At 56.7% G+C, this 11,983-nt stretch carries 10 protein-coding genes; 7 read left to right on the top strand and 3 right to left on the bottom strand.

Features of this window, described 5'->3' with window-relative positions; all coding sequences use genetic code 11:
- Positions 1 to 176: 176 nt before the first annotated feature.
- Positions 177 to 1,430: an OprD family porin gene (locus ABRP31_RS02725; protein ID WP_349971431.1), complete on the top strand. Its 1,254-nt coding sequence runs from the start codon at positions 177 to 179 to the stop codon at positions 1,428 to 1,430.
- Positions 1,431 to 1,504: 74 nt separating this feature from the next.
- Here ABRP31_RS02725 and ABRP31_RS02730 read toward each other — a convergent pair whose 3' ends face one another.
- Positions 1,505 to 2,446, bottom strand: coding sequence for an NAD-dependent epimerase/dehydratase family protein (locus tag ABRP31_RS02730; protein ID WP_349971430.1), 942 nt, complete (start codon positions 2,444 to 2,446; stop codon positions 1,505 to 1,507).
- A gap of 241 nt (positions 2,447 to 2,687) precedes the next feature.
- Positions 2,688 to 3,590 (bottom strand): LysR substrate-binding domain-containing protein, encoded by a 903-nt coding sequence (locus tag ABRP31_RS02735; RefSeq protein ID WP_349971428.1) that lies wholly within the window; start codon positions 3,588 to 3,590, stop codon positions 2,688 to 2,690.
- A 258-nt stretch (positions 3,591 to 3,848) separates the two neighbouring features.
- Here ABRP31_RS02735 and ABRP31_RS02740 point away from each other — a divergent pair, with 258 nt between their 5' ends.
- The 4 genes from ABRP31_RS02740 (at position 3,849) to ggt (ending at position 8,278) form a co-directional block, all read left to right on the top strand.
- Positions 3,849 to 4,610, top strand: a complete 762-nt coding sequence (locus ABRP31_RS02740) for a sulfite exporter TauE/SafE family protein (protein WP_349971427.1) — start codon at positions 3,849 to 3,851, stop codon at positions 4,608 to 4,610.
- Between the two features lie 138 nt (positions 4,611 to 4,748).
- Positions 4,749 to 5,333 carry an NAD(P)H-dependent oxidoreductase gene (locus ABRP31_RS02745; RefSeq protein ID WP_349971426.1) on the top strand — a complete coding sequence of 195 codons (585 nt, stop codon included), beginning with the start codon at positions 4,749 to 4,751 and terminating at the stop codon, positions 5,331 to 5,333.
- 96 nt (positions 5,334 to 5,429) lie between these two features.
- Positions 5,430 to 6,326 (top strand): LysR family transcriptional regulator, encoded by an 897-nt coding sequence (locus ABRP31_RS02750; RefSeq protein ID WP_349971425.1) that lies wholly within the window; start codon positions 5,430 to 5,432, stop codon positions 6,324 to 6,326.
- Between the two features lie 284 nt (positions 6,327 to 6,610).
- Positions 6,611 to 8,278 (top strand): gamma-glutamyltransferase, encoded by a 1,668-nt coding sequence (ggt, locus tag ABRP31_RS02755; protein WP_349971424.1) that lies wholly within the window; start codon positions 6,611 to 6,613, stop codon positions 8,276 to 8,278.
- A 144-nt stretch (positions 8,279 to 8,422) separates the two neighbouring features.
- On the opposite strand, the gene ABRP31_RS02760 is transcribed toward ggt, so the two are convergent.
- Positions 8,423 to 10,006 carry a peptide chain release factor 3 gene (locus ABRP31_RS02760; protein WP_349971423.1) on the bottom strand — a complete coding sequence of 528 codons (1,584 nt, stop codon included), beginning with the start codon at positions 10,004 to 10,006 and terminating at the stop codon, positions 8,423 to 8,425.
- 344 nt (positions 10,007 to 10,350) lie between these two features.
- On the opposite strand from ABRP31_RS02760, the gene ABRP31_RS02765 reads away from it, so the two are divergent.
- Complete coding sequence (locus ABRP31_RS02765) at positions 10,351 to 11,064, top strand: ABC transporter permease (protein WP_349971422.1); 714 nt, start codon at positions 10,351 to 10,353, stop codon at positions 11,062 to 11,064.
- 15 nt (positions 11,065 to 11,079) lie between these two features.
- Positions 11,080 to 11,973, top strand: coding sequence for a glycine betaine ABC transporter substrate-binding protein (locus tag ABRP31_RS02770; protein WP_087266621.1), 894 nt, complete (start codon positions 11,080 to 11,082; stop codon positions 11,971 to 11,973).
- The last annotated feature ends 10 nt before the right edge of the window (positions 11,974 to 11,983 follow it).

The following is an 11,983-nucleotide window of genomic DNA, read 5'->3' on the forward strand; positions in this document are numbered from 1 at the left end:
TTCCTGGGGAGAGGAAGCCGGGGTCTGGTTTTTAGTGTGTCGTTAGAAGCTGCTATCCAAATAAGAAATGCCATCGCGTATGTATTGGCAAAAGAAACATCCCTTCTGAATCTGCCAATAAATATCCGCTCGCCCAACGAAGGCAGGCGGATGCGATAATCAACGGAGCAGCAGTAATGAATGTTTGCAAACTAAGTGTCATTGCCCTGGCAGTGGCAGCGGGATCTGTGCAGCCGGTTTTTGCTGATTCGCAGGCAGACGCTACGGGTTTTCTGGAAGGCGCCAAGTTGAACGTCAAGGCGCGCAACATGTACATGAACCGTGATAACCGCGCGACCAATGCCACCAAGGCTTATGGCGAAGAGTGGGCGCAGGGCTTCATCGGTAACTTCGAATCCGGCTTCACTCAAGGCACCGTAGGTTTCGGTCTGGACGCTATTGGCCTGTACGGCATGAAGCTGGACACCGGCCGTGGTCGTTTCGGTGGCGGTACTGGTTTGCTGCAGCCAACCAAAGACGGTCAGTACGTTAAAGACGATTACGGTTATGCAGGCGCAGCGGTCAAAATGCGCATCTCCCAAACCGTACTCAAGTTTGGTGACCAGGTCGTCAACAACCCGGTTTTCGCCACCTCTGACAGCCGTCTGTTGCCGGAAACAGCTCAAGGTCTGTTGGTCACCAGCAACGAAATCGACAAGCTGACCCTGCAAGGTGGTCACTTCACCGCACTGAGAAGCCGTAACCAGAGCTCGCACGACAATGCGGGTCTGGATGTCATCAACTTCGGCGGTGGTTCGTACAAATTCAACAAGAACCTGTCGACCAGTGCTTACTACTCGAACGTTGAAGATGTCTGGCGCAAATACTACGGCAGCCTGACCTACGGCCTCGCGTTGTCACCTCAGGATGTTGTGAAGTTTGACCTCAACGCTTACGACACCAAGAGCATTGGCAAGGAAGAGTTGGGTGAATACGACAACACTATCTGGAGCCTGACCGCTTCTTACACGCTGGGTGCACACACCTTCCAGGTGGGGCGTCAGGTGGTTAACGGCACCAGAGGTTATGACTACGGCATTGACGGGAACAGCACTATTTTCCTCGGCAACTCCGTGCAGTACTCCGACTTCAACCATGAAGACGAGAAGTCCTGGCAGGCACGTTACGACTTGAACATGGCGACCTATGGCGTGCCGGGTCTGACCTTCATGACCCGTTATGTGAAAGGCACCGACTTCAAAACCGCAACCAGTGATGATGCCAAGGCCTGGGAACGTGATGTTGAAGTCAAATACGTCTTCCAGTCCGGCCCAGCCAAGGATCTGAGTTTGCGTGTGCGTGCAGCCAGCTACCGTAGCCCGTCTTCTGACGGCGCCGGTAAAGTCGATGACACGCGTCTGATCATCGAGTACCCGATCAGCATCCTGTAAGCCGTTTCGACCCCATCGAAATGTAGCCCGCCCCGGTTTCATCCCCCGGGGCGGGCTTTTTTATGGGCTCAATTTCACGTGTTCAATGCGCGGTAGTCACGGCCGCTTTTGATCAGCGCATCAATGCTTGTCACGGGCGGCGTCCAGCCGAGCAATCGACGCGCCTTATCCGAGTCGACCACCAGTGACGCACATAGCGTCGAATACATCGGCCCCTTACCTAACAACCTGGCTCCGTGACGCAACAACGACTCAGGCACCGGCACTAACCGGGCTGTGGAACCCATTCCATTCGCCAGGTGCGTCACCATTTGTGCAGTCGACATGTCAGCGCCGTCGGACACCAGAAAGAGCTCGTTGGCCGCCGCCGGGTGCTCGATGCATAGCGCGATGAAGTCCACCAGATTCTCCAGGGCAATCATGCTGCGCCGGTTATGGATGGCGGCAAACGGCATGGGGACGCCCGAGCGAACCCAGTCCATCAAACGCGAGAAATTCCTCGGTGCGTGGCCTGCGTACACCAGCGGTGGACGGATTATTACCAGCTCCATGGCGGTGCCCTGCAAAAGCTTTTGCAACGCTTGTTCGGCTTCAAGTTTTGACCGTGCGTAGTCATCCGACGGAGCGGGCAGCGACATTTCGTTGAACGGTACGTGGTGAGTGGTCGAGCCATTGACGCCGACCGAGCTGATGAAAATGAAACGCCGGGTACCTGCCGATAACGCCTGCCGCGCCAAGGCCAGGGTGCCTTCGACGTTGGTGCTTCTGAGTGCGTTCAGCGAACTGCCGCGGGTAGCGAGATGGGCTGCAACATGGATGACGACATCGACACCTTGCAGAGCGGCGGACCAGTCGGTCGTTGCGGTGGATGTGCCTACCTGAATGAGGGGCGCGATTGACGGCTCCGGACTTTGCTGACGGGTCGAACCTGTCACTTGGTATTCAGGCACGGTGGTCAGCCTCTGCAGCAGCCCTTTGCCGATAAAACCGGTTGCGCCTGTGACGAGAATTTTCATGGCCTTCCTGACTGTCATTAACAATTGCTGCAAGCAGGATAGTCGGCGGATCGGGTAATGCTGACGGTTGAAGGAAAAAGACACGATTGAGCCTGCTACAAAGAACTGTAGGAGCGCACGAGCACCGCGAGGCCGCGATTGCGGTGTCTCAGACAGGCCGCCATCGCGGCCTCGCGGTGCTCGTGCGCCCCTACAGATCCAGTGTTTTCCGTAGGGCAGCACCTCCTGCCTGAAGTGCACTTCAATTCGGGGCCTGTTCGCCTTTCATACTCAACGCTGCCAGCAGCACTGCCGCATAGCCCGGCAACGCATCAAAATCCGCCGCGCACAGAAGCAATTGACGGTCGGCCCATGCGTCGCTTAATGGCACGCTGCTGAAGTTGCGCAGCCCTTGCCAGCGCTCGATTGCTGCTTGTGGCACGATGCTCAATCCCGCGCCATGGCTGACCATCCGGATCGCTGAGTCAAAACCTTCAGCCCGTACCCTGATGCGCAGTCGTTTACCGATATGCAGCGCCTGTGCTTCCAGGTGCAGGGCCAGGGCACTGTCGACCGACAGGCCGACGAAGTCGTAATCCAGCGCCTGATTGAAATGCACTTGTGTCTCGCGGGCCAATGGATGATCCGGCGGCATGATCAGGCTCAGTGGGTCTGCCCGAAACGGTCGGGTCTGTAGATCACTGGCGTCGACGGCATCGGTAATAACGCCGATGTCGGCGGTGCCGTGGCGCAGCGCCTGGAGGATGCGCAGGCTGGGTTGTTCTTCGACATCGATGTCGATGTTCGGATGATTGACCAGAAAGTCTGCGAGTAGCTCCGGTAGATGCTCGCTCAGGGTCGAGCTGTTGCAGAGCAGGCGTACCTGCCCCTTGAAGCCTTTGGCGTAATCAGCCAGATCAAACTGCATGCGCTCGACCTGTTGCAGAATCAGCCGTGCGTGCTGCGCCAGCGCCTTGCCCGCTGGCGTGGGCGTCACTCCACGACGACCGCGCTCCAGCAGCGGGATATTCAGCGAGGTTTCAAGCCCGCGAATGCGCGCACTCGCCGAGGCCAGCGACAGATGACTGCGCGCCGCACCGGCGGTGATGTTGCCGCTTTCCAGCACATTCAGAAACAGGCGTAGATCAATCAGATCGAAGTGCATGTGGGTTTTTCCAGTGTGCGCGGTCAGATGCCCAGCGCCGCCCCTGTAGGAGTGAGCTTGCTCGCGATAGCGGTCTGCCAGTCACATATCTTGTGACTGACAAGATGCTATCGCGAGCAAGCTCACTCCTACAGGTTCGTTGGTTGCCAGAAGACAGCGCGGGGCTGAAGCACTATCAGAACAGCCTCCGGTTCTGCCTAAGGCTGGCTCAGTATATGGCGAATTTTCCAATACGGCCTTTGCTGCCAATATAACGCCATGAACGACATTATCGACCACTATCAAATACTAGGCTGGGCCCTATCAATACTGGTGATGGCGGCTTTTCTACTCGCCGGAACCGTGAAGGGCGTGATCGGCCTTGGCTTGCCGACCGTGGCCATGGGATTGCTCGGGATGGCTATGCTTCCGACGCAGGCTGCCGCGTTGCTGATCATTCCGTCGACCGTGACCAATGTCTGGCAACTGATGACTGGCGGTCATCTGACACTGCTGCTCAAGCGGCTTTGGCCCATGTTGCTGATGATCGCTTCAGGCACGGTCTTGGGGTCCATGGTCATTGGCATCAGCAGCGGTCCATTGATGACCCGGGCGTTAGGCGCGGCCTTGTCGCTTTATGCCTTGAGTGGTCTTTTTTTACCGACCCTGCGTATTGCGCCACGTCATGAAGTCTGGCTTGGCCCGGCGTGCGGTTTTGTCACCGGCATTATTACCTCGGCGACTGGCGTATTTGTCATCCCGGCCGTGCCGTACCTGCAGGCTCTGGGACTTGAGCGCAACCAACTGGTGCAGGCGCTGGGGTTGTCTTTCACGATATCGACCCTGGCATTGGCGGGCGGTCTGTTCTGGAATGACGCGCTGGGGGGCGCTGAACTGGGCGCCTCCCTGCTGGCGCTGATTCCTGCATTGCTCGGCATGTGGTTTGGGCAATATCTGCGTCAGCGGATCAGTGCGCAGACGTTCAGGCGCTTGTTCTTTGTCGGAATGGGGGCGCTGGGTTTGTACCTGCTGGTCAGTTGAGTGAGTCAATAATGGAATAGAGATTCGTGCCTTTGAGTCAAAGGTCATTTGCCGGTAGAGCGCTTATTCCATGAATGTTGAGCCTGTATCTTTCGCCCATCAAATTTAATGACCCTCCTTATCTTGATGGGGCAATACATGAAAAAGATTCTGTTGTTGAACGGCGGCAAACAATTCGCTCACTCCGATGGTCGTTACAACGCCACCCTGCACGAAGCGGCGGTGGCTTACCTGGATCGCTCCGGGTTTGACGTCAAACAGACCTTTATCGACGGTGGTTACAACATCATCGACGAAGTGCAGAAGTACCTGTGGGCGGACGTGATCATTTATCAAATGCCAGGCTGGTGGATGGGCGCGCCGTGGACCGTGAAAAAATACATCGACGAAGTCTTCACTGAAGGCCACGGCTCGCTGTACGCCAACGATGGTCGGACCCGCTCCGATGCGTCGCAAAAATATGGCAGTGGCGGTTTGCTCAAGGGTAAGCAGTACATGATTTCCGCGACCTGGAACGCGCCACAGCAAGCGTTTGAAGACCCGACTGACTTCTTCGAAGGCAAAGGTGTGGATGCGGTTTACTTCCCGTTCCACAAGGCCAACCAATTCCTCGACATGACCGCCTTGCCGACCTTCCTGGCCGTCGACGTGATGAAAATGCCGAATGTTGAAGCTGACGTTAAGCGCTATGAAGCGCACCTGGCGCAGGTGTTTGGGGTGTAAGCGCAGGTCTGAAGGGGGCGCGGAAACCTGTGGGAGATTGAGTTCCCCGCTCAAAATAGCGCTAATATCCAGCGCTATTTTGAGCGGAGTACATGGATGAAAGCCCGGTCTGACGAATTACAGGTCTTTGTTTCGGTCATCGAAAGCGGTTCGATTTCTGCCGCTGCCGAGCATATCGGGCAAACGCCATCGGCCATCAGTCGCACACTTTCGCGGCTTGAAGCCAAGCTTGAAACCACCCTGATCAACCGCACCACGCGGCGTATGGACCTGACTGAGGAGGGCAAGTACTTCCTTGAGCAGGCTCGGCAGATCCTTGCGCAAATGGAGGATCTCGAGGAACGCCTGACCTTGCGCCACCAAACTCCGGCTGGACGTTTGCGGATCAACGCCGCATTCCCGTTCATGCTGCATTCGATCGTGCCCTACGTGGCCGAGTTTCGTCAGCGTTATCCGGAAATTCAGCTGGAACTCAACAGCAATGATCTGATTATCGATCTGCTGGAGCAAAGCACCGACGTCGCCATTCGCATCGGTGCGCTGGCTGATTCCACGCTGCATGCTCGTTTTTTAGGCAGTAGCCCGCTGAACATTCTGGCCAGCCCGGCTTACCTTGAGCGTCATGGTCACCCCAAAACCGTGAGCGCGCTCGCAAGCCATGTGCTGCTGGGCTTTACCCACACTGAAACCCTTAATCATTGGCCGCTGCGTCATGCCGAAGGCGATCGCCTGCTGATCAAGCCTGCCATCGCGGGCTCCAGTGGCGAAACCTTGCGTCAGTTAGCGCTGGCCGGTGAGGGCATCGTCTGCCTGTCGCATTTCATGACCCACGAAGACATTCGCATGGGCCGCCTCAAAGTCATCCTCGCCAGTGCCAACAGCGGTCATCGCCAACCGATTCACGCGGTGTATTACCGCAACTCGCAGCTGGCGCTGAGGATTCAATGCTTCCTGGATTTCATTCAGGAAAAGATGGCGGGGTATGTGGTTTAGCGTGATCGCACAGGCTGTCTTGCGACTGAAACTCTTATCAAACAACACCACTTACCAAATTAAAACGCATCCCTGTAGGAACTCACGAGCACCGCGAGGCAGCGATGGCGGTCTGTCTGATCCATCGCTATCGCGGCCTCGCGGTGCTCGTGCGCTCCTACAGGTCCCCATTGACAGTGCGGTATCAGTCAAACACCGGCGGCCCCGATGATTACCTTCATTTGCGTTTACGGCCTCACTGGTCATTAATCAATCTCGTCTGACCTTCACATTAAGGAAGCCTCATGCGAGTGGTTATGTTCAAGACACTGGCTTTGTCAGTGGCAATATTCAGTTCTTCTTCCGTATTTGCCGTCACGCTGGAAGGTGGCGCGGTGGCGTCGCCCGATGAATACGGCGCCAAGGTCGCGGCCGATGTGCTGCGCAAAGGGGGTAATGCGGTGGACGCTGCGGTGGCTACCGCATTCACGCTGGCCGTGACGTATCCCGAGGCGGGCAACATCGGCGGTGGCGGTTTCATGACCCTGTTCATGGACGGCAAACCGTACTTCCTCGATTACCGCGAAACAGCACCTAAAGCTGCCAGCCGCAACATGTACCTCAACGAAAAAGGCGAGGTGATCGAAAACATGAGCCTGGTCGGTGCGCGCGCAGTCGGCGTGCCGGGCACGGTCATGGGGTTGTGGGAAGCCCATCAGAAGTTCGGCAAGCTGAAATGGGCGGAGTTACTGACGCCTGCCATTGGCTACGCGCAGAACGGCTTCAAGGTTGCTGAAAAACAGTACATGTACCGTCAGGAAGCCCTGGATTTGTTCAAGGGCACCACTAACTTCAACGATTATTTCGGCAGCATGAAAGTTGGTGAAACTCTGCGTCAGCCCGAGCTGGCCAAGACTCTGGAGCGCATTGCCAACAAAGGTGCCGATGAGTTCTATAAAGGCGAAACCGCTGATCTGCTGGTCAAGCAGATGGAGCATGACAAGGGCCTGGTGACCAAACAGGATCTGGCTGAATACAAAGCACTCTGGCGCAAGCCGCTGCACGTCAATTGGCAGGGCAACACCCTGTACACCGCGCCTCTGCCCAGTTCAGGCGGTGTCGCGCTGGCGCAACTGATCGGCATCAAAGAACAGCGGGCTGATGATTTCAAAGGCGTGGCGCTGAACTCCGCCAAGTACATTCACCTGCTGGCGGAGATCGAAAAGCGCGTATTTGCTGACCGGGCGGATTATCTGGGCGACCCCAACTTCACCAAAGCACCCGTTGCAGAGTTGATCGACCCGAGTTATCTGGCCAAGCGTGCCAATGAGATCAATCCCACCGCCATCTCTCCGACCGAAAACGTCAAACCAGGATTGGAGCCGCATCAGACCACGCACTTTTCCATCGTTGATAAACAAGGCAACGCGGTCAGCAACACCTACACGCTGAATTGGGACTACGGCAGCGGCGTGGTGGTGAAGGGAGCGGGCTTCCTGCTCAACGATGAGATGGACGATTTCAGCTCCAAGCCGGGCGTCGCCAACGCGTTTGGTGTGGTCGGTGGCAGCGCCAATGCCATTGAACCGGGCAAGCGCATGCTGTCGTCGATGAGTCCGAGCTTGGTAACGCGTGACGGTCAGGTAACGCTGGTGCTGGGCACACCCGGTGGTTCGCGGATCTTCACCTCGATCTTTCAAGTGCTGAACAACATCTATGACTACAAACTGCCGCTCAAGGAGGCTGTTGGTGCACAGCGGGTGCATCACCAGTTATTACCCAAAGACACCATTTACTACGACTCCCACGCGCCTTTGACCGGCAAGGTTGCCGACGAGCTGAAAGCCATGGGTTACACGCTGGAGGATCAGGGCTGGGAGATGGGTAACGTGCAGGCGATCAAAGTGGATGGCACGAAGCTGGAAACAGCCTCTGATCCGCGGGGCAGGGGAGTGGGGATGGTGGTGCGGTGATTAACTCATTGCTGAATTGAAATGAAATTTATATGTGGGAGCAGAGCTTGCTCGCGATGAGGCTGGACGCGATTAACTTTAGGTCGCGTTCAGCCTTATCGCGAGCAAGCTCTGCTCCCACAAATGGTCAGCGTTTGTAGCTAATTAATGATGCTCACGTGTCGCGCGGAATTTCACGTCTGTCCAGCGCTCTTCCATCAAGGCCAGGTTAACCCGCGTTGGCGCGAGGTAGGTCAGGTGACCGCCGCCGTCCAGGGCCAGGTTTTCCACGGCTTTGACTTCAAAGTCTTCGAGCTTCTTCTTGTCCGCGCAATCGATCCAGCGGGCTGAATACACGGTGATTGGCTCGTAAGCACATTCGACTTTGTATTCTTCCTTCAGGCGGCTCGCTACCACATCGAACTGCAGCACACCGACCGCACCGAGGATGATGTCGTTGCTGCGCAGCGGGAAGAACACCTGCGTGGCGCCTTCTTCGGCCAGTTGCTGCAGGCCCTGACGCAACTGCTTGGACTTGAGCGGATCTTTCAGGCGCACACGACGGAACAGTTCCGGGGCGAAGTGCGGGATACCGGTAAAGCCCAGGCTTTCGCCTTCGGTAAAGGTATCGCCGATCTGGATCGTGCCGTGGTTGTGCAAACCAATGATGTCGCCTGCGTAGGCCTCTTCGAGCATTTCACGCTCGGAGGAGAAGAACGTCAGCGCGTCACCAATCCGCACGTCTTTGCCCAAACGGACATGGCGCATTTTCATGCCCTTGTCGTAGCGGCCCGAACAGATACGCATGAACGCGATACGGTCGCGGTGTTTCGGGTCCATGTTCGCTTGAATCTTGAACACGAAACCGCTGAATTTCTCTTCCACGGGCTCGACGGTGCGCTCGTTGGCAACACGGGCCAAAGGCTTCGGTGCCCAGTTCACGACAGCGTCGAGTACATGATCGACCCCGAAGTTACCCAGTGCAGTACCGAAGAACACCGGCGTCAGTTGGCCGTTGATGAACTCTTCCTGATTGAACTCGTGGCAGGCGCCTTGCACCAGCTCCAGTTGTTCAACAAAGCGCTCATATTCGTCGCCCAGGTGAGCGCGGGCTTCGTCCGAATCCAGCTTCTCGATGATGCGAGTGTCGGTGCGCTCGTGGCCGTGACCGGCGGTGTAAACAATGATGTAGTCGTCAGCCAGGTGATAAACACCCTTGAAGTCGCGGTAGCAACCAATCGGCCAGGTGATTGGCGCAGCCTTGATCTTCAGGACCGCTTCGATCTCGTCCAGCAACTCGATCGGGTCGCGAATGTCGCGGTCGAGCTTGTTGATGAAGCTGACGATTGGCGTATCACGCAGACGGCAAACGTCCATCAGGGCGATGGTCCGTGGCTCAACCCCTTTACCGCCATCGAGCACCATCAATGCGGAGTCGACCGCGGTCAGGGTGCGATAGGTGTCTTCGGAGAAGTCTTCGTGGCCCGGGGTATCGAGCAGGTTGATCATGTGATCGCGATACGGGAACTGCATGACCGACGTGGTGATGGATATGCCGCGTTGCTTCTCCATTTCCATCCAGTCGGAAGTCGCGTGACGATCTGATTTACGAGATTTCACCGTGCCGGCGACGGAAATGGCCTTGCCCATCAACAGCAGTTTTTCTGTGATGGTGGTTTTACCCGCATCCGGGTGGGAAATAATGGCGAAAGTGCGGCGTTTCGCGACTTCGGCGGCCTGTTGGGTCATGGGAAATCGCCTGGCAGGTGAGTCAAAAAAGGGCGCAGATTATAGCCTAAGTCGGGACAAGAACCGAACCGTTCAGCACATCGGCGGTGGCTAATTAATGTCTCACGTGGGAACCTTTCAGATCGTGGAGACGTCCATTCCCCCGTCAAGGCCAGTAAAACGGCCAACTTCAGGGGCTGATTAATCAGCATGTTGGCTTGACGAAGCTGCGCTAATGGCTTGTGTTTTCGCCGAGGGCAACCTCAATGGCGACCCACCCGCTGCTCTTCGCGAACGTTATTCCTGGCTGCCTTTCAGGCTAGTCAACGGCAACGCGTTCGCCGACTGAAATAAGGAGTCCGCCTGTGGCTAATCGCTATGGCAAGGGGCTGATTGGAGGTGCGGTTGTCATCGCACTCCTGGCCCTGCTGATCCACTGGATCGGCATCAGTACTATCAAGCAATACCAGGATGACCTGCTGTTCTATCTGCAAGCTCACCTGATTCTGGTTCTGGTTTCAATGTTGGCGGCCCTCGTGGTCGGGATCCCGGCGGGCATTGCCCTTAGCCGACCCAGTATGGTTGGCCGCGCCGAACGCTTCATGCAGATCTTCAACATTGGTAACACCATTCCGCCTCTCGCCGTTCTGGCCATTGCCCTCGGGATTCTCGGGATCGGCAGTGGGCCTGCGATCTTCGCGCTGTTCCTCGCCTCGCTGTTGCCCATCGTGCGCAACACCTACGAAGGCCTCAAAAACGTTCAGGGTTCACTCAAGGAAGCTGCGGTTGGTATCGGCATGACGCCGCGTCAGGTTTTGTGGCGGGTCGAATTGCCTAACGCCGTGCCGATCATTGTCGGCGGTGTGCGTGTGGCGCTGGCGATCAACGTCGGTACCGCGCCTCTGGCCTTCCTGATCGGTGCCAACAGCCTTGGCAGCCTGATCTTCCCGGGCATCGCCTTGAACAATCAGCCGCAACTGGTGCTAGGCGCAGCGTGTACCGCGCTGCTGGCGTTGCTGCTTGATGGTCTGGTGACACTCGCCAGTCGTACCTGGCTGGAACGTGGCCTGACTCGCTGAGCGAAAGGAATACCAATGAAAAAATTATGCTTGTTTCTAGGCTTTGCCATGCTGTTCCCGGCACTTGCCCAAGCGGCGGAAAAACCGCTGCTGCGCATTGGCGCTCGTGTGTTTACCGAGCAGACCATGCTGGCTGAACTCACTGCGCAATACCTGCGTACCAAGAACTACGACGTGCAAATCACCGGCGGCCTGGGCAGTAACCTGGCGCGCAGTGCACAGGAAAGCGGTCAGCTGGATCTGCTGTGGGAATACACCGGTGTTTCGCTGGTTGCCTATAACCACATCGATGAAAAGCTCGACAGCGAACAAACCTACGCACGGGTGAAAGAAGTCGATGCGAAGAAAGGCCTGGTCTGGCTTTCCCCGTCGAAATTCAACAACACCTACGCCTTGGCGCTGCCGCAGAAAGTTGCGGACCAGTACCCGCAGGTCAACACCATGACCGACCTGACCAAAGTCCTCAAAGACGAAGCCAAAGAGGGTCATGTCGTAGCGCTGGACACCGAGTTCGCCAACCGTTCCGACGGCCTGATCGGCATGGTCAAGCATTACGACATGAATCTCGGTCGTGAGAATACTCGCCAGATGGACGCCGGACTGGTCTACACCGCGCTGCGTAACGGCCAGGTGTTTGCCGGTCTGGTTTACACCACCGACGGTCGCTTGAACGCTTTCAAACTCAAAGTGCTGGAAGACGACAAACACTACTTCCCGGACTACACCGCTGCCCCGGTGATCCGTCAGGAGTATCTGGACAAGCACCCGGAAATCGCCACGTTGCTCAAGCCGTTGGCTGATCTGCTGGACAACCAGACCATGATCGACCTCAACGCTCGCATCGACGTTGGTCACGAAAGCCCATCCACGGTTGCCGCAGATTTCCTGCGCCAGCACCCACTTAACTAAGGAAGGAGAC

This window comes from Pseudomonas caspiana (genome assembly GCF_040224095.2).
In the GTDB taxonomy this organism is placed as follows: domain Bacteria; phylum Pseudomonadota; class Gammaproteobacteria; order Pseudomonadales; family Pseudomonadaceae; genus Aquipseudomonas; species Aquipseudomonas caspiana.

Coding starts and splice junctions, on each gene's coding strand:
- ABRP31_RS02725 (WP_349971431.1), top strand. CDS start 177: ATGAATGTTTGCAAACTAAGTGTCATTGCCCTGGCAGTGGCAGCGGGA.
- ABRP31_RS02730 (WP_349971430.1), bottom strand. CDS start 2,446: ATGAAAATTCTCGTCACAGGCGCAACCGGTTTTATCGGCAAAGGGCTG.
- ABRP31_RS02735 (WP_349971428.1), bottom strand. CDS start 3,590: ATGCACTTCGATCTGATTGATCTACGCCTGTTTCTGAATGTGCTGGAA.
- ABRP31_RS02740 (WP_349971427.1), top strand. CDS start 3,849: ATGAACGACATTATCGACCACTATCAAATACTAGGCTGGGCCCTATCA.
- ABRP31_RS02745 (WP_349971426.1), top strand. CDS start 4,749: ATGAAAAAGATTCTGTTGTTGAACGGCGGCAAACAATTCGCTCACTCC.
- ABRP31_RS02750 (WP_349971425.1), top strand. CDS start 5,430: ATGAAAGCCCGGTCTGACGAATTACAGGTCTTTGTTTCGGTCATCGAA.
- ggt (WP_349971424.1), top strand. CDS start 6,611: ATGCGAGTGGTTATGTTCAAGACACTGGCTTTGTCAGTGGCAATATTC.
- ABRP31_RS02760 (WP_349971423.1), bottom strand. CDS start 10,006: ATGACCCAACAGGCCGCCGAAGTCGCGAAACGCCGCACTTTCGCCATT.
- ABRP31_RS02770 (WP_087266621.1), top strand. CDS start 11,080: ATGAAAAAATTATGCTTGTTTCTAGGCTTTGCCATGCTGTTCCCGGCA.